The organism is Photobacterium swingsii (assembly GCF_024346715.1).
GTDB lineage: Bacteria > Pseudomonadota > Gammaproteobacteria > Enterobacterales > Vibrionaceae > Photobacterium > Photobacterium swingsii.
The window spans coordinates 2811752-2831201 of sequence record NZ_AP024852.1 but is presented as its reverse complement, the minus strand read 5'-3'; the positions used below and the strand labels follow the sequence as shown (position 1 = coordinate 2831201).

At 44.6% G+C, this 19450-nt stretch carries 13 protein-coding genes and 9 tRNA genes; 10 read left to right on the top strand and 12 right to left on the bottom strand.

Features of this window, described 5'->3' with window-relative positions:
* Nucleotides 1-300 precede the first annotated feature (300 nt).
* The 4 genes from OCU77_RS12820 to OCU77_RS12805 all read left to right on the top strand — a co-directional run bounded on the left by OCU77_RS12820 (nt 301) and on the right by OCU77_RS12805 (nt 5188).
* A complete protein-coding gene (locus OCU77_RS12820; RefSeq protein WP_048898204.1) occupies nt 301-1260 on the top strand; it encodes a glutathione S-transferase family protein in 960 nt (319 codons plus the stop codon).
* 205 nt (nt 1261-1465) lie between these two features.
* Nucleotides 1466-2398, top strand: coding sequence for a LysR family transcriptional regulator (locus tag OCU77_RS12815; protein WP_107302750.1), 933 nt, complete (start codon nt 1466-1468; stop codon nt 2396-2398).
* A 257-nt stretch (nt 2399-2655) separates the two neighbouring features.
* Nucleotides 2656-3723: an alanine/ornithine racemase family PLP-dependent enzyme gene (locus OCU77_RS12810; RefSeq protein WP_048898205.1), complete on the top strand. Its 1068-nt coding sequence runs from the start codon at nt 2656-2658 to the stop codon at nt 3721-3723.
* Between the two features lie 46 nt (nt 3724-3769).
* Nucleotides 3770-5188, top strand: a complete 1419-nt coding sequence (locus OCU77_RS12805; protein WP_048898206.1) for a YfcC family protein — start codon at nt 3770-3772, stop codon at nt 5186-5188.
* 156 nt (nt 5189-5344) lie between these two features.
* Here OCU77_RS12805 and OCU77_RS12800 read toward each other — a convergent pair whose 3' ends face one another.
* The 10 genes from OCU77_RS12800 to OCU77_RS12755 form a co-directional block, all read right to left on the bottom strand.
* On the bottom strand, nt 5345-7258 hold the full coding sequence (locus tag OCU77_RS12800) for a response regulator (protein ID WP_107302749.1): 1914 nt from the start codon (nt 7256-7258) through the stop codon (nt 5345-5347).
* Nucleotides 7259-7522: 264 nt separating this feature from the next.
* Nucleotides 7523-7607: transfer RNA gene (locus OCU77_RS12795), tRNA-Tyr, on the bottom strand.
* A gap of 73 nt (nt 7608-7680) precedes the next feature.
* Nucleotides 7681-7765 (bottom strand) — tRNA-Tyr (locus OCU77_RS12790).
* Nucleotides 7766-7838: 73 nt separating this feature from the next.
* Nucleotides 7839-7923: transfer RNA gene (locus OCU77_RS12785), tRNA-Tyr, on the bottom strand.
* 73 nt (nt 7924-7996) lie between these two features.
* Nucleotides 7997-8081, bottom strand: a tRNA-Tyr gene (locus OCU77_RS12780).
* 73 nt (nt 8082-8154) lie between these two features.
* Nucleotides 8155-8239: transfer RNA gene (locus tag OCU77_RS12775), tRNA-Tyr, on the bottom strand.
* A gap of 72 nt (nt 8240-8311) precedes the next feature.
* Nucleotides 8312-8396: transfer RNA gene (locus tag OCU77_RS12770), tRNA-Tyr, on the bottom strand.
* Between the two features lie 72 nt (nt 8397-8468).
* A tRNA-Tyr gene (locus OCU77_RS12765) sits at nt 8469-8553 on the bottom strand.
* Between the two features lie 72 nt (nt 8554-8625).
* Nucleotides 8626-8710 (bottom strand) — tRNA-Tyr (locus tag OCU77_RS12760).
* Nucleotides 8711-8780: 70 nt separating this feature from the next.
* A tRNA-Tyr gene (locus OCU77_RS12755) sits at nt 8781-8865 on the bottom strand.
* Between the two features lie 203 nt (nt 8866-9068).
* Here OCU77_RS12755 and OCU77_RS12750 point away from each other — a divergent pair.
* From OCU77_RS12750 to aroC, 4 genes are all read left to right on the top strand, one after another.
* Nucleotides 9069-10181 carry an efflux RND transporter periplasmic adaptor subunit gene (locus tag OCU77_RS12750; protein WP_048900942.1) on the top strand — a complete coding sequence of 371 codons (1113 nt, stop codon included), beginning with the start codon at nt 9069-9071 and terminating at the stop codon, nt 10179-10181.
* On the top strand, nt 10181-13321 hold the full coding sequence (locus OCU77_RS12745) for a multidrug efflux RND transporter permease subunit (RefSeq protein WP_107302919.1): 3141 nt from the start codon (nt 10181-10183) through the stop codon (nt 13319-13321). The genes OCU77_RS12750 and OCU77_RS12745 overlap by 1 nt, the downstream gene beginning before the upstream one ends.
* Nucleotides 13322-13566: 245 nt before the next feature.
* On the top strand, nt 13567-14775 hold the full coding sequence (gene rluF, locus OCU77_RS12740) for a 23S rRNA pseudouridine(2604) synthase RluF (protein ID WP_048900943.1): 1209 nt from the start codon (nt 13567-13569) through the stop codon (nt 14773-14775).
* A 201-nt stretch (nt 14776-14976) separates the two neighbouring features.
* The gene (aroC, locus tag OCU77_RS12735) at nt 14977-16062 is read left to right on the top strand and encodes a chorismate synthase (protein WP_048900944.1); all 1086 of its coding nucleotides are present in this window, start codon (nt 14977-14979) and stop codon (nt 16060-16062) included.
* A gap of 123 nt (nt 16063-16185) precedes the next feature.
* Here aroC and OCU77_RS12730 read toward each other — a convergent pair whose 3' ends face one another.
* Nucleotides 16186-16842, bottom strand: a complete 657-nt coding sequence (locus OCU77_RS12730) for a trimeric intracellular cation channel family protein (RefSeq protein ID WP_048900945.1) — start codon at nt 16840-16842, stop codon at nt 16186-16188.
* 268 nt (nt 16843-17110) lie between these two features.
* Here OCU77_RS12730 and OCU77_RS12725 point away from each other — a divergent pair, with 268 nt between their 5' ends.
* Both OCU77_RS12725 and OCU77_RS12720 read left to right on the top strand, forming a co-directional pair.
* Complete coding sequence (locus tag OCU77_RS12725; protein WP_048900946.1) at nt 17111-17647, top strand: elongation factor P hydroxylase; 537 nt, start codon at nt 17111-17113, stop codon at nt 17645-17647.
* A 70-nt stretch (nt 17648-17717) separates the two neighbouring features.
* Nucleotides 17718-17978, top strand: a complete 261-nt coding sequence (locus OCU77_RS12720) for a YfcL family protein (RefSeq protein WP_048900947.1) — start codon at nt 17718-17720, stop codon at nt 17976-17978.
* Nucleotides 17979-18132: 154 nt separating this feature from the next.
* On the opposite strand, the gene OCU77_RS12715 is transcribed toward OCU77_RS12720, so the two are convergent.
* Nucleotides 18133-19272: an LPS O-antigen chain length determinant protein WzzB gene (locus OCU77_RS12715; RefSeq protein WP_144414943.1), complete on the bottom strand. Its 1140-nt coding sequence runs from the start codon at nt 19270-19272 to the stop codon at nt 18133-18135.
* Between the last annotated feature and the right edge of the window lie 178 nt (nt 19273-19450).

Sequence of the window (19450 nt, the reverse complement as noted above, 5' to 3'; positions counted from 1 at the left end):
ATTATCTCCCGATGGTATCAGACCTTTATAGATTTACCACAGAGTCAAAATAGGGATATTAGAAAATTGCGCTACATCGTCTGATTTATGAGTGATTTATTTGCAATAGGTACTGTTGCTCTCTGCATTGTTTTTATCGTTTGTGCGAAGATAGCTTTCATCGTTTCTTCCAAGAACACCCATTTTCCTATTACAGGTTTCATCAGAAATTTTGATGATCTTGGTTTAAATTGTTCTACCGACTTAACAGTAATGACTTCCTATACTTAGAGCATATTCAGGCCAGAAAGGACGAGTAAGATGGGAAAGTTGGTGAAGGGTGTTTGGCATGATATTTGGTATGACACCAAAGAAAATGATGGCAAATTTGTACGTGAAGATGCAGGTTTTCGTGATTGGGTGACTGCAGATGGTGAAGCTGGTCCGCAAGGGCAGCGTGGATTTAAGGCCGAATCAGGCCGTTATCACCTCTATGTGTCGTTGGCTTGTCCATGGGCGCACCGAACCTTGATTTTCAGACAGCTTAAGCAGCTAGAAGAGCACATAGGTGTCACTGTAGTGAGTCCAGATATGTTGACCGAAGGTTGGGTATTTGATGAGCCTGAGCCGAATTATGGCCTTATGTATCTGCACCAGCTTTATAGTAAAGCGAAGCCTGATTACACCGGCCGAGTGACAGTGCCCGTACTGTGGGATAAGCAGACCCAAACGATTGTCAGTAACGAGTCCGCTGAAATTATTCGCATGTTTAACCAAGCTTTTGATGCGTTAACTGGGAACAATGACGATTATTACCCTTATCACTTAGCGACAGCGATTGATGAGTGGAATGATTTTATCTACCCAACGATTAATAACGGGGTTTACCGCTGCGGATTTGCAACAACACAAGCCGCATATGAAGAGGCGTTTGACGGTTTATTTACCGCTCTGGATCGTGTTGACCATCATCTATCTACCCATCGTTACCTAGCGGGTGACAGTATTACAGAGGCCGATTGGCGCTTATTCACCACCTTGATCCGATTTGATGCTGTGTATGTCGGCCATTTCAAATGTAATCGCCAACGGATTGCGGATTATGCGCATTTATCGGGTTATCTAAAAGAACTGTATCAACACGATCAGATCGCAGATACCGTCGATTTTTATCATATTAAGCGTCATTACTATGCTAGTCACAGCACAATAAACCCGACTCGGATTATTCCACTTGGACCTGAATTAGATTTATTATCATTACATGGTCGTGAGATGTAAATATTACTGTGATCTTATTCAATGTTTTAAATCATAGTAAACATTATTGAAGTGAGTAATGCCCCAGATAATAAAAGCCTTACTCGCTTCGCATTATAATTTATCGAGCGCATTATAATAACGCACATTCTTGAACAGGCAGTTTGGTTTGAATAATTGATTTAGAGGGGTTAATGCACTAAATCAATGAGAGTGAATAATTATAATGAAAAAAATTGATGATATAGATATTCGATTATTGCAGCTTTTTCTTATTATTGTTGAGAGTGACGGGTTTTCAGCCGCGCAATATCAGCTCAATATGCATCAATCAAGTATCAGTAAAAAAATGAATGATTTAGAAACACGCTTAGGGATGACGCTGTGCCATCGAGGACGCAGTGGTTTTAAATTGACCCCTGATGGGCTGAAAGTCTATGAAATGAGCCGTCAGCTGTTTGGCCAAATTGATGTGTTTCAAAAGCAGATAGATAATATACGCAGTGTGTCTTGCGGTAACATTCAGTTTGGTATGGTAGATAACTTAGTCACTAATCCTGATTGCTTGATTTCTGCCGCGATCGCGTCATTTGTCGATAAACATCCGCAAGTGCGGATTGATTGCGCGATCGCGGATTCTTACCAGATTGAAAAAGGGTTACTAGAGGATAAGTTTGATATTGGCATCACCTCATCGGAAGTCAAAAAAAGTGGGCTAGACTACCACTATCTCTTTGAAGAAAAACAAAGTTTATACTGTGTGCCGCAACATGCCATTCTTGATATTCAACGCCCTGCAAGCCTCGAAGATATCCAAAATAATGCCCTGGTTGAACGAGGACTTGCCCATCATATTACACCTATGAGTGAGGTGATGGCGGCTTGCTGCACGGCCTACGCACCAAACATGGAAGCCACAGCGCATTTGATTTTATCAGGGCGTTTTATGGGGTATTTACCTGATCATTATGCCGATATTTGGCTACAAAAAGGGATGATGGTTAAAGTCCCTGTGGTGGAAGAGCTTGCTTATTCGACCCACTTTTACTTAACCACTAATGAGCAACATGACTTATCGTTGGCGTCGAAAGCATTAGTGAATGATTTGAAAAAGTCTCATGATATAAAAAGTGTGATGGCAGAGTTGTCATTGAACTAAGCAGGTAATCATTAAGGTGATGTAGTGGCAAGGATATCCCTGCTGTGATTATCATCATTGATGAATGGAATACGTGAAAATATATCCTGGCCAGTTGAAAAATATTTCAGCTGGCTTTTTTGTTTTTGAAATATAATTACGCATCGAAATTGTTGTTTTATTTAATTGGCATGTAAACATGACAAACTAACTATTTTAACAAGAGGGTGAATTTCGGTTAATAGCACCAAGGCGTTGTACTATTAACAGGATGAAATATGCAGTACCCACAACTATCCATTAATCTCGATACGATTGAGTCAAATGCCGTCAATATGGTGAAGTCTTGTAAAGACTACGGTATTAAGCCTGTCGGCGTGACCAAACTATTACTCGGTGCACCCGAATTAGCACAAGCTATGGTAGCTGGTGGTATTGAAATTCTGGGTGATGCTCGGCTCAAAAACCTTGCTCGTTATCAGCACTTACCTGTCGAGAAAATGCTAATTCGGCTACCGTCATTTTCGGAAGTGGATGAGGTGGTGGAGCTGGCGGATATTTCTCTGAATTCTGAATCTACCGTGTTGTGCGCTTTGTCAGAAGCGGCTGTTAAAGCTAACAAGCAGCACCGTGTGGTACTCATGCATGATTTGGGGGATTTACGAGAAGGTTGCTTTGATGAAAGTGAAACCTTATGGCTCGCTGAGCTGGTTCTGTCGTTACCTAATCTTGAATTAATAGGGTTAGGGAGTAACTTAGCCTGTTATGGTGGCGTGGCACCAAGTGCAGAGAATCAAAACCACTTGGTTGCGCTCGCTGAGAAAATTGAATCCAAATACGACATTAAGTTATCTGTTATTTCAGGCGCAAGCTCAGCGGGATTAACTTTAATGATGGCAAAAGAGATGCCATCGCAAGTGAATCAACTCCGCCTTGGCGCATCCGTGATCATGGGGATTGGCCTTAACGACGAGCCCGTTCCGCACACTCAGCAAGATGCCATCCATCTGCATGCTGAACTGATTGAAATCAAACACAAACCTTCCGTTCCCACACTCTCTACAGCACTTGATGCGTTCGGTAATACACCTGAGTTTGTTGATCGTGGTATCCGTTGTCGCGGCTTATGTGCCATTGGCCGTCAGGATGTCGATATCGATCAGATCATTCCAAGTGATAGCCGTATCACTGTGGTTGGTGGTAGTAGTGACCACCTTATCTTAGATCTCACAGACTGTGAGGCTGACTACCAAATTGGCAGCGTGGTGACCTTTGAATTGGGTTACGGCGGTGTATTGCAATGCGCTACCTCTGAGTTCGTACATAAGTCTTATGTACGTGGTTAATCAAATTTTCCTTGTACGTCGCGAATAATAATAATGCGAGGGTTCCATGTTTAAGATTAAGAAATTTCCAAATGCGTTCACTATTTTATTGGGGTTAATTGCTTTTTTTGCTTTGCTGACACACATACTGTCAGCGGGGCAATACGAACGGGTATTTAACGAAGCACTAGGGCGTGATGTGCCTATTCCTGGCTCATACCATCAAATAGAGGCATCACCTCAAGGGGTACTTGATACCTTAATGGCACCGATTTCAGGCTTTTACGATCCTGCGACCAATATTGTTGGTGCCATGGACGTAAGTTTGTTTGTGCTCATGGTGGGGGGCTTCTTGGGCATCATCACCAAAACGGGGGCCATTGATGCGGGGATCACTCGTATTATGATCCGACTAAAAGGTCGAGAAATCATGATGATTCCTATTTTGATGACCTTATTTGCACTGGGCGGTACCAGCTATGGTATGGCAGAAGAAACCTTGGCGTTCTATGGTTTGTTAATTCCTATCTTCATTGCGGCGGGTTTTGATGCCCTTGTTGCGGTGGCTGTTATCTTTGTCGGCTCGGGTATCGGGACTTTAGGTTCAACCATTAACCCATTTGGTAACGTGATTGCATCAAATGCGGGTGGAGTCGATTTCCTTGATGGCTTTGGCCTGCGCCTCGGCATCTTAGTGATTGCACTGATCATCGGCTGCGCGTACGTGATTCGCTATGCCAAGATGATCCAAAAAGATCCGAGCCGATCACTGATTGCAGATATTAATAAAGCCAATGCAGACCACTTTTTATCGAACCGTAACGACAGTGATTTAGATATCGCACTAACCTTGAAGCAAAAAATTGTCCTCGCACTGTTCGCTGCCACCTTCATTATCATGATTTATGGTGTATCTACCCTAGGTTGGTGGATGGCAGAAATGAGCACCTTGTTCATTGTGATGGGGATCATCTGTGGCATCGTGGGTCGCTTGAGCGAAGATGATTTGATCAACTCTTTTGTTGCGGGTGCAGCTGATTTAATTGGGGTAGCCCTGATTGTCGGTGTGGCACGCGGCATCGTGGTGGTGATGGAAGCCGGCAATATTACCGATACTATCTTGTTCTACGCCGAAGGCTTAGTGGCTGATAAGAGCTCAGTGCTGTTCATTAATGCGGTGTACTGGATTGAAATGCTGTTGGCGTTTGTGGTGTCGTCAACATCAGGTCTTGCGGTAATGAGTATGCCTATCCTGGCACCTTTAGCGGACTTCGCGAATACTGGGCGTGAGTTGGTGGTGACTGCATTCGTTTGTGGTATTGGTACTGTGCTGTTTGTTACACCGACGTATGGTGTGCTTATGGGCGGCCTTGCAATTGGCCGTGTTCCTTACATCACTTGGTTGAAGTTCATTGGCCCACTGGTTGCTTTCTTTGTGGTACTTAACACCATTATGTTGTCATTGGGGGCCAGTGTTTTGGGTTAATGCCTAAATCAGCGCTGTAGTACAAATCAAACAGTGAGAATTTAAACGTTAGAAATTAAAAATATAGTGATAGATACAATTTATGCCTTCATGTTCAATAGTCGTCTGAACATGAGGGCATTTTTTTGCTCACTATAGCAGCAGGTTTAGGTCTGGTTATTGGATGTGATTGGTTGGCGCCAGTTCAATTACGTCTGGTCGCGAACTGTTACTGTCATTATCTGCAGCCCTATTTTCGCTATAACTATTTTCTACACAGCTATTCTGTGAAGCGCTCTCTTGCGAAGAGTCGTCTTGTGAATAGCGCTCATCGGAATAGTGATTTTCGGCAGAGTCGACATAGGCTGGCGTTAAGTCTATCGCGAGAAAAGACGGTGTGGCTGCTGGTGGTTCATTAAAATGGGGGGATGGGTTATCAAGTTGATTAAAAATACGGCTTCGCCATGCTTCGTAATCAGCAGGTAGCGGCATCACACTGATGGCTTGGCGGCGCTGTCGTGAATAAGACTGCGTTGGCTGATCTAATTGTAATTCTTCTGGTACATTGGGGGGAGTCACTTGGCGGCTGTAAGCATCAAGATAGCCGAGATTTGCATCGGAGCTGTATGGGTAGCGACTGAGTATTTGATTGTAGAGGCGCATGGCATCGATGGGCTGATTGACAATTAAGGCTTTGGCTTCACTAAGCTGTAATGCGAGGGTTTTAATACCGCTTGCCGCCTCAGCATTGCTTTTTAGCGAGTCGATTCGTTGTAGGCTATGGCCGTCAAATCGGTCTCGTAGGCTTAAGGTTTGGTGAACTTCACTGATCAGTAACACTTCGCCAAGGTGGATCAGAATTGGCAGTAGTTCGACCAAAATAACGGAAGGCAGTTTGGTGACTCTATCGAAATAGTGACTGAGGCCAATTAACGCTCGACGTTTTGCTTTTAGTGGTTTGTTTTCGCTGAGGTAAAAACGCGCTCGAACAATATGACCATAGGTGGTTAAAAAGGGTTGCTGAGCTGGTAGCAAGCGGCTGAATGCCCGTTGCTGAATACCTTTAAGCTCTTGTAGTAGCTGACGACGCGATTGGTTGGTACGCGGCGAGAAATACAATTGCTCAAAAATAGCGTTAAACTCAGCGAAACGCACAATCCAGCTGATATCGATAATGGGTAAGTGATTTGCTAATACCCGCCCTGCACTGAGTAATTCATCTGATTTGTTTAAGTCGGCCGCTTGCTGGGCGACGATCAAAGCACGATGACTGGCACTCGGGGTGAGATGAAACGCACGTTGCGCAGTGTTAAGCGCATCAAAAGCTTGATGATTAAACTGCTGGTATTGCACTAGCGTATCCAGTGCTTCAACACAGAGTGGCGCTCGCTCAATTAAAGCCTCTAAATGTTGAATAGCCTGCTCAAGGTAACCGTCATGGTGCATCAGTTTCGCTTCAATAATGGTGACTTTATGGCTTGGGTGCTTTGCATTTAAGAAGGCTAAAATGGGTTTAAGCTGTTGCCAGGCCTGCTCTTCGACCAGTAAATCAAGCAGTAAATCCGAAAGCTTTTGGTTATGACCAAATTGCGTTAACTGTTGTTTACATAGCTCGATTGCACGTTGTGGCTGATGTACTTCAAGTGCTTGATAGACGGGTTGGCGAATGACACAGTCGGTCAGAGTTTGAGTGAGCTTTTGCTTCAGCGTGGTATTGGTTATCGGCTTAGTAAGAAAACAGTCGGGTTGAACGGATAAGGTCGATAAAATGACTTCTGTCGAATGATCACCAGAAATCATCATAATGCCGCAAGCGGATGAAAGCAGGCGTTTACTCCGTAGCAAGCAAATCAATTCACTGCCATTTAATGCCTGATTCAAGTGATAGTCTGTTATAAGGACGCTGTAATGGGTTTTGCGGCAGGCACGAACAGCTTCATCATAAGTATCTGCAATATCGATATGTTTAATCCCAAGGGGCGTGAGTAAACTCTTTAGCATGAGTGAAGCAGAACGCTGATCATCGATAATTAATATTTTGTTTTTTTCCCAGTCAACCTTGGGTGGAACCTTGTTGCTAGCTGTCATCATCCTTGATCCTCGCTGCCTAGCGCACGACAAAATAATTATAAGTCTTGTTGTCGATCTTGTATTTCTTATTATGAATAATAAGAAGTATATGCAATAAGTAGCAAAATGCGTGATATATGATGAAAGTGGTGTGAGGTTGGGTGTAAAAAAGTGCTTACTATGGCTTAGTTATAGAAAAGTGTGTGAATAAATAGGGAAGTGCTTTTTGGTTTAGATTGAGCTGATATGAAAAAAGCCAGCTGCTTGCGCAACTGGCTTGAAGGATGGTGGAGGGAGATGGATTCGAACCATCGAAGGCAGAGCCGACAGATTTACAATCTGTTCCCTTTGGCCACTCGGGAACCCCTCCACGGGGTGTCGCTACACTGTACTTGGCTAAACGTACAGCAATTGAAACACGCTATTGCGAATTTCAAGAAAGATGGTGGAGGGAGATGGATTCGAACCATCGAAGGCAGAGCCGACAGATTTACAATCTGTTCCCTTTGGCCACTCGGGAACCCCTCCACGGGGTGTTGCTACACTGTACTTGGCTAAACGTACAGCAATTGAAACACGCTATTGCGAATTTCAAGAAAGATGGTGGAGGGAGATGGATTCGAACCATCGAAGGCAGAGCCGACAGATTTACAATCTGTTCCCTTTGGCCACTCGGGAACCCCTCCACGGGGTGTTGCTACACTGTACTTGGCTAAACGTACAGCAATTGAAACACGCTATTGCGAATTTCAAGAAAGATGGTGGAGGGAGATGGATTCGAACCATCGAAGGCAGAGCCGACAGATTTACAATCTGTTCCCTTTGGCCACTCGGGAACCCCTCCACGGGGTGTCGCTACACTGTACTTGGCTAAACGTACAGCAATTGAAACACGCTATTGCGAATTTCAAGAAAGATGGTGGAGGGAGATGGATTCGAACCATCGAAGGCAGAGCCGACAGATTTACAATCTGTTCCCTTTGGCCACTCGGGAACCCCTCCACGGGGTGTTGCTACACTGTACTTGGCTAAACGTACAGCAATGAAACACGCTATTGCGAATTTCAAGAAAGATGGTGGAGGGAGATGGATTCGAACCATCGAAGGCAGAGCCGACAGATTTACAATCTGTTCCCTTTGGCCACTCGGGAACCCCTCCACGGGGTGTTGCTACACTGTACTTGGCTAAACGTACAGCAATGAAACACGCTATTGCGAATTTCAAAAAAGATGGTGGAGGGAGATGGATTCGAACCATCGAAGGCAGAGCCGACAGATTTACAATCTGTTCCCTTTGGCCACTCGGGAACCCCTCCACGGGGTGTTGCTACACTGTACTTGGCTAAACGTACAGCAATGAAACACGCTATTGCGAATTTCAAAAAAGATGGTGGAGGGAGATGGATTCGAACCATCGAAGGCAGAGCCGGCAGATTTACAATCTGCTCCCTTTGGCCACTCGGGAACCCCTCCACGGGGTGTTGCTATATTATTCTGGCTTTTCAACCAGTTGAAACCCGCAATTGCGCATTTCAATAAATGATGGTGGAGGGAGATGGATTCGAACCATCGAAGGCAGAGCCGACAGATTTACAATCTGTTCCCTTTGGCCACTCGGGAACCCCTCCACAAGTGCGGAGCGGATAATAGCAAACCCTCTGATGCTGTAAACCTTTTTTCTTGAAATTTTGCGCGCTTGCTGGATTTTTCGGCATATTGTATTAGCTAGACTATTTCTTGCTTAACTTTACATTTCTTTACCGCGCAGGTGACATAACTCAGATATTATTCTCGTAGTGCTAGATCTTTAGAGATATATGGTTTTTTTATCATGAAAAAAGTAATTGTTGCTGTTGTTGTGGCTGTCGCTTTGGCAGGAGGAAGTCAATTCGTCTTCAATGGCGAATCGCAAGCGGCTGAAAAGTCATCGAAAAGTATGGCAGCGCAACGTGCTGTTGCAGTCACGACGGGTATAGTAGCTTCAGAACCTGTTGCCCAGTCGCTTTCACTGGTAGGTAAATTAGAAGCGCAACGCTCAGTCATGGTTGCCACTGAAGTCGCCGCTAAAGTGAATGATATTGCGGTCGGCGTGAATAGCAAAGTTAAGAAAGGTGATCTGCTATTACAACTCGATGATGCAAAAGCGCGTGCCAGCTACAGCGAAGCAAAAGCTTACCTTGCTGATGAAAAACGCAAATACACCGAGTTTGAGCGTTTGGTTAAACGCGGTGCATTAACTCAAACTGAATTAAACGGCCAGCTTGCTAGCGTTCAAATTGCAGATGCGCGATTAGATGCAGCAAAAGCCCAGCTGGATGATCATGCGATTCGCGCGCCTTTTGCGGGCACTGTGGGTTTGATTGATTTCAGCGAAGGCCACTTAGTGGCTACTGGCACTGAACTCTTCTCGCTTGATGATCTCTCTAAGATGCGCCTTGATATCCAAGTGCCCGAGCAGTATCTCTCTTTTCTTCGTGAAGGCATGACAGTTAACGCCACCAGTCAGGCATGGCTAAATACGGCGTTTAGCGGAAAAATTGTTGCCATTGATTCTCGCGTACAGCGTGATTCATTGAATATCCGCGTGCGTGTGAACTTTGATAATAAAGATAACAAACTCAAACCAGGGATGCTGATGGCGGCTAATTTAGACTTTATTCCCCAAGAAGCGGCGATAATTCCTGTTCAAGCGTTGGAGTATTCCGGCTCTAAACGTTTTGTGTATGTGGTTGATGAAGCGGGTATTGCCCATCGCACCCAAGTTGAACTGGGTGCACGTATTGAAAATGAAGTGGTGATTGAATCGGGTATTGGTATAGGCGATCGTATCGTGGTGCAAGGCTTGGTGAATATTCGTGATGGCGCGGCGGTCAATGATTTAACCGCGCAGCAGGCCAGTGGAAAAAAGAATCAGACTGATACTCAGACTAAGGCGGGTGCCTAATGTGGTTATCTGATGTCTCTGTAAAGCGCCCTGTGGTCGCGGTTGTATTGAGCTTACTATTAGTCATTTTTGGTGTTGTTTCATTTTCTAAGCTCTCTGTTCGTGAAATGCCAGACGTTGAAAGCCCTGTGGTGTCGATCCATACCTCTTATAAAGGGGCATCGGCAACCATCATGGAAAGTCGGATCACCACGCCATTGGAAGATGAACTTTCAGGTATAAGCGGGATCGACACCATTCAATCAACCACACGTAACGGTTCTTCACGGATCAGCGTGACTTTTGAAATGAATTGGGATCTAACCGAAGGGGTCAGTGATATTCGTGATGCGGTAGCGCGTGCACAGCGTCGTTTACCTGATGAAGCCGATGATCCTGTGGTATCGAAAGATAATGGCAGCGGTGAACCTGCGGTTTATGTCAATTTAACCTCAAGCGTGATGGACCGTACTCAACTAACTGATTATGCCGAACGGGTATTGACCGATCGCTTTAGCTTAATTAACGGTGTAAGTTCGGTGGATTTAAGCGGTGCGCTGTACCGTGTGATGTATGTAAAGCTAAAGCCCGATCAAATGGCAGGGCGTGGCATTACTACTCAAGACATTGTGAGTGCGCTTAATGAAGAAAACGTAGAGCTGCCGGGGGGGATTGTTCGTAATGATATGACCACCATGTCGGTACGTACCGCGCGCTTATATCGTTCAGCAGAAGACTTCGCTTATTTGGTGGTGCGTACTGCCGAAGATGGTTCGCCAATTTATCTAAAAGACGTGGCTGATGTGTCTATCGGTGCGCAAAATGAAAATGCGACCTTCAAGAACAACGGGGTCTCGAACTTAAGCCTTGGCATTATCACCATGACAGATGCCAACCCTTTGAATGTTTCAAAAAGTGTGTACGAAGAAGTGGAACGCATGCAACGCTTCATTCCTGAAGGGACTTCTTTGTATGTCGATTACGACTCAACCGTCTTTATTGAACGTTCTATTAACGAAGTTTACAGCACACTGTTTGTAACAGGCATGCTGGTTGTTATGGTGCTGTACATCTTTATTGGCCAAGCGCGTGCGACGTTGATCCCAGCGATTACCGTGCCTGTTTCTTTGATATCTGCCTTTATGGTGGCGTACTTCTTTGGTTTCTCTATCAACCTATTAACCTTAATGGCGTTGATCTTAGCCATTGGCTTGGTGGTCGATGATGCTATCGTGGTGGTGGAAAATATTTATCATCATATTGAACGTGGTGAACCGCCATTGCTAGCCGCTTATAAAGGTACTCGTGAAGTGGGCTTTGCCGTGGTTGCTACCACAGTCGTCTTGGTGATGGTCTTCCTGCCTATTTCATTTATGGATGGCATGGTAGGGCCGCTGTTTACTGAGTTCTCGGTATTACTGGCCGTGTCGGTGATCTTCTCTTCCATCATCGCACTGACATTAAGCCCTGTGCTGGGTAGTAAGCTATTAAAAGCCAATGTTAAGCACAGTAAATTTAATCAATGGGTTGATCGCGGTTTTGCAAAATTAGAAGCGGGTTACCGTAAATGGGTTACTGCTGCGGTACGTTACCGTTATGCTGCGCCTGTTGTGGTCGTCGCTTGTATTGGTTTGAGCTTTGTCTTACTGAAATCGGTTCCTGCCCAGTTAGCACCGCAAGAAGACCGTGGTGTGATCTTTGCCTTTGTAAAAGGGGCAGAAGGCACCAGTTATAACCGTATGGTAGGTAACGTCGAAGAAGTTGAGCGTCGTTTACTGCCTATGGTGGGTGAGGGGGTGATCAAGTCTATCAGTATTCAAACGCCTGCTTTTGGTGGTCGTGCTGGGGACCAAACGGGCTTTGTGATCATGCAACTTGAAGACTGGCTAGAGCGTGATGTCAGCGCGGCTGATGCCCTGAGTCAAGTACGTAAAGCGCTAGCGGGGATTCCAGATGTACGGGTGTGGCCTTTCATGCCGGGCTTTCGTGGTGGTTCTTCTGAGCCTGTCCAGTTTGTTTTAAATGGCGCGGACTACACCGAGCTGTTTGAATGGGCGACGGTGCTGAAAAACTTGGCAGAAGAAAGCCCTATGATGGAAGGCGCGGATCTCGATTATGCAGAAACTACGCCTGAATTGGTCGTGAGCGTAAACCGTCCGCGCGCGGCAGAGTTGGGTATTCCAGTTGCAGATATCGCTAAAACCTTGGAAATTATGCTAGGCGGTACCACAGAAACCACGTTTGTTGAGCGTGGTGAAGAATACGATGTGTACCTACGTGGCGATGAAAACAGCTTTAATAACGCGACTGATTTAAGCCAAATCTATGTTCGTTCACGCAGTGGCGAGCTATTAACCTTAGAATCTGTTGCGAGTGTGGAAGAAGTGGCGTCAGCACAAAAGCTGAGTCATAACCAAAAGCAAAAGTCGATCACGCTAAAGGCTAACCTAGTACCTGGTTATACCTTGGGTGAGGCACTGGAGTACTTAGATAGCGAAGCGCTCGATCGTTTGCCAAAAGACATTACGATTGATTACGCGGGTGAGTCGAAAGATTTCCGAGAAAACCAAAGCAGTATTTTATTGGTGTTTGGTTTGGCGCTATTGGTGGCGTACCTAGTGCTAGCTGCGCAGTTTGAAAGCTTCATTAACCCACTAGTGGTAATGCTAACTGTCCCTATGGGCGTCTTTGGTGGCTTGGCAGGGCTGATTATCTTGGGACAAAGCCTGAATATCTTTAGCCAAATCGGGATGATCATGCTAATCGGTATGGTAACCAAAAACGGTATTCTGATTGTCGAATTTGCTAACCAACTGCGTGATAAAGGGGTTGAGTTTGAAAAAGCCATTATCGAAGCGTCTGAGCGCCGTTTACGCCCGATCTTGATGACAGCCTTTACTACCTTGTTTGGTTCCGTGCCTTTGATTTTATCCACGGGAGCTGGCTCTGAAAGCCGTATTGCGGTGGGTACTGTGGTGTTCTTTGGCATGGCGTTTGCGACTTTCGTGACCTTGTTCGTGATCCCTGCGATGTATCGCTTGCTATCGGCGAAAACTAAATCACCGGGTTATGTCGCGGATCAGCTTGAACTCGCACTCCAAAAAGATTTTGTTGCAAGACAAACCCATGGTGATATTCCACACACTGAAGCGAAGTCATAACCTAGCTTAGTGCAGGCTAATTGCTATTCTTGAAGAAGACCGCCATCTGGCGGTTTTCTTTTAATCGTCTACTGTTAAAAGCCATGTAGTGTTAAATGCCATATAAACAGTGAATTTCTTTTCGGTTTGCGAGTAGATTAGGTAGAATTGCTGATTGCAAAAGAATTGATACTAATTGGGGCGCGTTTCGCCGCAATTGACGAACTTTGATTACGTTGAAAAACGCTCATTAATAGAAGAAAACCATGTCCCAGAATCAGACGCCAAACAATCAATCTCAGAACGATACAAAAGCCGTTCGTTTAAATAAATTTATCAGTGATACTGGCTTTTGCTCACGCCGTGAGGCGGACAAGCTTATTGATCAAGGACGTGTAACTATTAATGGCAACGAGCCAGAGATGGGGACTAAAGTTCAGCCGAATGATGAAGTTCTGGTTGATGGCCGTCCACTACGTGCTAAAGAAGCGCCAATTTATATCGCGCTGAACAAACCGACGGGTGTGACCTGTACGACTGAGCGCCATATTAAAGACAACATTGTTGATTTTATTGGTCACCGCAAGCGTATTTTCCCGATTGGTCGTCTGGATAAATTCTCAGATGGTCTGATTTTCATGACTAATGATGGCGACATCGTCAATAAGATCCTACGTGCGGGTAACAACCACGAAAAAGAATACGTCGTTCGTGTAAACCGTATCATCACCGATGAGTTCATTACCAAAATGGGCTCAGGTGTGGAAATCTTAGATACAGTGACCTTGCCATGTAAAGTGGTGAAAGAAACAGACTTCTCGTTCCGTATTGTATTAACACAAGGCTTGAACCGCCAAATTCGCCGCATGGTTGAAGCATTGGGCTATGAAGTATACAAGCTTCGCCGCGTTCGTATCATGAACATCACCATCGATGGCCTACCAAACGGTAAATGGCGTTACATGACAGATGCAGAGATGGCTGAGATCCATGCCATGATCGACGGTCAATCAGGCACAGAAGAAGCATCACGTACGGATGGTAAAGGCCAGAAAATCGCTAAGGCAACGGATGCTAAGCTATTTGATAGCCGCCAGCAGGAAGCGCAGCAGCGTAGTAATGAACGTACTGGTCGTAACGAGCGCTCATCGTTTAAAACCTACAAAGGTAAAGGCGAGCGTAGCCGCTTTGATCGCGGAGAAGAGCGCTCTGGCAGCCGTCGCTCTAACAACGGTAGCCGTGATGGTTACCGCTCTGGAGCGAACCAAGGTTCTGATCGTAATGACCGCGATGCTCGTGGCACGCGTGATGGCCAACGCACTGAGCAGGGACGTAGCCAAAATCGTTCACAAGGCTATTCACAAGAGCGTTTACAAGGTAAGGGCAACAACAACTCGCGCAGCGAAGCGCCTCGTGGTCGTAAGCCTGTATCGAGCGGTATTAAGAAATGGAAATCAAAGAAAGAGAGCGAATAGTTGCTTGCGAGTAAACTTGCTCACTAACTTGTGATATTGAAAGGCTAAATACTTTGGTGTTTAGCCTTTTTTGTCGCTGCTAAACAGACAAAACCTTGTAAATTATTTGGTATAGATTAGTCCTTGCAATCCCCTCGTTGAATTTGCACTATGTACTCATTAGAGATCACAGACATAGTCGGAAAGCAGACAGGGGAAGTAATGGCTGGCAATACAATTGGACAATTATTCCGAGTGACAACATTTGGTGAAAGCCACGGCCTTGCATTAGGCTGCATTATTGACGGTTGTCCTCCTGGGCTTGCGCTTACCGAAGCGGATATGCAGCACGACTTAGATCGTCGTCGTCCAGGAACATCCAAATACACCACGCAGCGTCGTGAACCAGACGAAGTAAAAATTCTATCTGGTGTGTTTGAAGGCCAAACCACAGGCACATCTATCGGCCTGTTGATCGAAAATACCGATCAGCGATCTAAAGACTATTCCAACATCCAAGATTTATTCCGCCCTGGTCATGCTGATTACACTTACCACCAAAAATATGGGGTACGTGACTACCGAGGCGGCGGCCGTTCGTCTGCACGTGAAACGGCGATGCGCGTCGCTGCTGGTGCTGTTGCTAAGAAATACCTAAAGCAAGTACACGGCATTGAAGTGCGTGCTTACCTATCGCAAATGGGCGATGTGAAAATCGAGAAAGTCGATTGGGATCAAATCGAGCAAAATGCGTTCTTCTGCCCTGATGTTGATAAAGTTGACGCTTTTGATGAGTTGATCCGTCACCTCAAAAAAGAAGGGGATTCGATTGGCGCTAAGCTAACGGTTGTGGCCAATAATGTGCCTGTTGGTTTAGGTGAACCAGTCTTTGATCGTTTAGATGCCGATGTTGCCCACTCGCTCATGAGTATTAACGCGGTAAAAGGTGTCGAAATTGGCGATGGCTTTGACGTGGTGGAACAACGTGGTAGTCAACACCGTGATGCAATGACTCCGGACGGCTTTAAGACCAACCATGCGGGTGGCATCTTAGGTGGCATTTCGTCTGGCCAAGATATTGTGGCGCATATTGCATTGAAACCAACCTCTAGCATTACCGTTCCGGGTGAAACCATTACTAAACAAGGTGAAAGTGCTGAAGTGATCACTAAAGGTCGTCACGACCCATGTGTTGGTATTCGCGCTGTGCCGATTGCCGAAGCCATGCTGGCGATTACCTTGATGGATCATTTACTGCGTCACCGTGGTCAGAATGCCGATGTGCGAACGGATACGCCTAAGATTTAGCGCTTAAACATGTAGGATAATACTGTTTAGGTAAATACTAGATATAGAAAAGGCGAGTCATTCATAATGGCTCGCCTTTTTCGTCGGTACTGTTTGATCGATAGGCAGTTATAGCCGTAATTGCTATTTAGTGTCAGTTACTGACTCTTTTGGCGCAACAACAATACCTGTTTCATCATCAAGCTTGAACACAGGTAGGCTCCAACCCAGTTGTACTGCTGCCATTCGCGCGATAAAACCAACTACAAGAGTTGCAACAGTCGCAATCAGTTCTGGCACAGCAAAGTGCATCATGCCGAAGTACATACCGCCCGCAAGAAAAGCAACGGAGGCGTAAAGCTCTTTATGTAGCACCATAGGTGGGCGGCGGCAAATTAGGTCACGCAATAGACCACCAAATACACCCGTTACTACCGCGGAAACAACGCAAATAAGCACTGGTAACCCCATGTCCATCGCGACACGGCAACCAATAATACTAAATACGATCAGGCCAACGGCATCTAAAATCACGAAGATTTTGTGATAACGCATAACCCATTTTGCTACTAGCGTGGTGAATAGACCCGCAAGGCAAGTGATCACTAGGTATTGTGGGTTTGCCACCCAGCCTAATGGGTAATGGCCTAATAGTACATCGCGCACCGTACCACCGCCGATTGCCGTTGCACTAGCAACTAACATAACACCAAACCAGTCCATATGACGTTTGCCCGCCGCAATCGCGCCTGTCATGGCTTCTGCAGTAATACCTATAATGTAGAGAGTTGTTAATAGCATGAGAAATAATCACTGAAAATAAGAAGGCTAACAATGGTTTGAATTGTAATTGTGATGCTGGTCATTATCGAATGAAAAGAAAAAACATATACATGAATTGAGATCATGCTTAATGCCTCTTTTTATAAACTGGCTGTAGGGTACGTAGCCGTCTAACCCTGTCTTGGTATGTAATATCACCGTATGGTGTGTAATTTGAGCGTAAGTGGACTTTAGCTACGACTTTCCGCATCATAGTCGGCAGTTATTAGCCACTTTACGCACTAGAATGTCACACAATTACAACGACCTTATATCCGTGTTTAATACCACTTTTTTAGAATCGTATAATACCGAGTTGATTTTGGGCGGTGATGAGCCGATTTACCTCCCAGCTGATGACAAGCACCGTCATCATCGTATTATCTTCGCGCGTGGTTACTTTGCGTCAGGGCTGCATGAAATCGCACATTGGTGTATCGCTGGTCCTCAGCGCCGTTTATTGGAAGATTATGGCTATTGGTATGAACCTGATGGACGTACTGAAGCAGTACAGGCTGAATTTGAAAAAGTCGAAATTAAACCTCAGGCTATCGAGTGGATTTTAGCGGCTAGCTGCGGTTTTGCGTTTAGCGTGAGTTGCGACAACTTGAGTGGTGATTGTGAGCCTGATAGGGTAGGCTTCACAGCGAAAGTGCGTGAGCAGGTGTTTAGCTATTTGAGTAACGGCATACCAGATCGCGCTAAGCTGCTATCAGATGCGCTGCGTGAACATTACGGTATCGCACCGCTAACGCAAGCATGCTTTCCTGAATTAGTGTTATAAACATTGGCTGTAAATATCAATTGTAAATATCAACTCTAAATATTTACGGTAATAAAGTAGAGAGATTTCTATGATCCAGCAATACGAAGAAAAATTGCTTACTCACATCGACCACATGGTTGAAACGGCTTCTGATGACGAGCTTTTTGCTGGTGGTTACTTACGTGGACATATCTCATTGTCAGCAGCGAACTGCGAACAAAACGACATTAACTGCGTTGAAGAAATGAAAAAAGCGGTTGAAGCGAGTATCGCACAAGCCCAATCAGAGCTAAGCCCTGCCGATCAAGTGATCGTAAAAGCAATGTGGGAATCTCTGAAGAACGCCTAATGGCTTGATAGCCTTGGTATTAGCTGTAGAGCGCGTACCAAGCTAAACAGATATTAGGGTGTAATACGTAAGATTTAAAAAAGCCAGACTCACGTTAATGAGTCTGGCTTTTTTGTAGCATTCGTAAAGCTAAAGTAAATATATAAGCCTAGTTTTATTCTTCTTTATGCTTAGAGATAGCGTGCTGAATAAGCACTATAACTGCAGCTAATATACCACCAAGAAGTGTACCGAATATAACGATTAGTACACGCTTAGGCTTATCTCGATTAAGCGGCATTTCAACATTTTCTAAAAAGCGAAAAGTCTTGAAGCTAATATTGCTGTTAACTTTGGTGCTCTTTAGCAGCGATAATTTTGCTTTTACTTGTTGAATGTTTGGGTCAACAACGCCTAGGTTTTCGATACTATCTAGCGCTTTTACTTTTGCTTGTAATGCTTTAGCCCCTAGTTGAATATCGAATAATTTATTATCTGTGATATTGGTTACGGGTTGCTCTAGCTTTGCCGCTTTTGCTATATCTAAAGATAGTAATGAACGCTGCTTTTCAACATCAATATAGTTTGAGGCCTGCGCCTCAAAAATTGTTAGCATTTGCTTGAGTTCATTCTCTTTTGCTTGAGTAACGGCGGTTAAGTTAGATAGGTTGTCTTTGAAGACTTGTGCTGAGACAAATGCAATATAGCTGTTTAATAGCGCAAAGCTTGATTCACCAGTAGTAGCTTGTAGTGATAAAGTGTAAACATCACGACGCTTTTTATCCGTTATTATTGCTTTGATTTTATGAAACCAAGCATTAAGTGTACGGGATATAGCTTCTTCATCTGATATTTCATTGTTAGTTAAATATTCTTGAAATTGCTCACTAGAAAGTAGGAATGCTTTTTTATTCGCAAGTGAGTTAAAACTATTGATAAATTGCTGGAAAAGCTTTTCATTATCAATTAGAGGGGTGAGTTCTTCATTAACGAGGATTGTACCATCTTGCTGGTACACATCGAAGACAGGTTGAAACTGCTTTACTTGAAATTGGTATTCAGAAAAATCGTTCAGTTGTGCAGGGATGATGACAGCCTTAGATGACCACCATTGCTGTGCAGTAAGTGCATAAATGATTGCAGCTATAGCAAAAAGCAACGATAAAGCAATGATCTTAACTTTATTTAGCCAAAGAACATTACATAGTTCAAATAAATCAATTTCATCCTTTTTGTTGTTGAAATCATTAAATGCTGCTTGAGGTGAAGATGAATGTTGATAGTGTTGCATGACTTCTTTGCTACCTGTCGACACAATAAAACTTCCGCGAGGTTAAACAAGCTAAGTATATAAATCAAAACCTTAGATTAATTATAGCCACTTAGCTAAAAATAGGGGACGATTCTAACTAAAATCGCCCCCCCTTGTCATGAGTATATGCTAAAAAACATTTATAAATCACAAATACAGCATGGTAGGTTGATTATAGATA

Coding starts and splice junctions, on each gene's coding strand:
- OCU77_RS12815 (WP_107302750.1), top strand. CDS start 1,466: ATGAAAAAAATTGATGATATAGATATTCGATTATTGCAGCTTTTTCTT.
- rluF (WP_048900943.1), top strand. CDS start 13,567: ATGTCCCAGAATCAGACGCCAAACAATCAATCTCAGAACGATACAAAA.
- OCU77_RS12730 (WP_048900945.1), bottom strand. CDS start 16,842: ATGCTATTAACAACTCTCTACATTATAGGTATTACTGCAGAAGCCATG.
- aroC (WP_048900944.1), top strand. CDS start 14,977: ATGGCTGGCAATACAATTGGACAATTATTCCGAGTGACAACATTTGGT.
- OCU77_RS12810 (WP_048898205.1), top strand. CDS start 2,656: ATGCAGTACCCACAACTATCCATTAATCTCGATACGATTGAGTCAAAT.
- OCU77_RS12720 (WP_048900947.1), top strand. CDS start 17,718: ATGATCCAGCAATACGAAGAAAAATTGCTTACTCACATCGACCACATG.
- OCU77_RS12745 (WP_107302919.1), top strand. CDS start 10,181: ATGTGGTTATCTGATGTCTCTGTAAAGCGCCCTGTGGTCGCGGTTGTA.
- OCU77_RS12725 (WP_048900946.1), top strand. CDS start 17,111: ATGTCACACAATTACAACGACCTTATATCCGTGTTTAATACCACTTTT.
- OCU77_RS12750 (WP_048900942.1), top strand. CDS start 9,069: ATGAAAAAAGTAATTGTTGCTGTTGTTGTGGCTGTCGCTTTGGCAGGA.
- OCU77_RS12820 (WP_048898204.1), top strand. CDS start 301: ATGGGAAAGTTGGTGAAGGGTGTTTGGCATGATATTTGGTATGACACC.
- OCU77_RS12800 (WP_107302749.1), bottom strand. CDS start 7,258: ATGATGACAGCTAGCAACAAGGTTCCACCCAAGGTTGACTGGGAAAAA.
- OCU77_RS12805 (WP_048898206.1), top strand. CDS start 3,770: ATGTTTAAGATTAAGAAATTTCCAAATGCGTTCACTATTTTATTGGGG.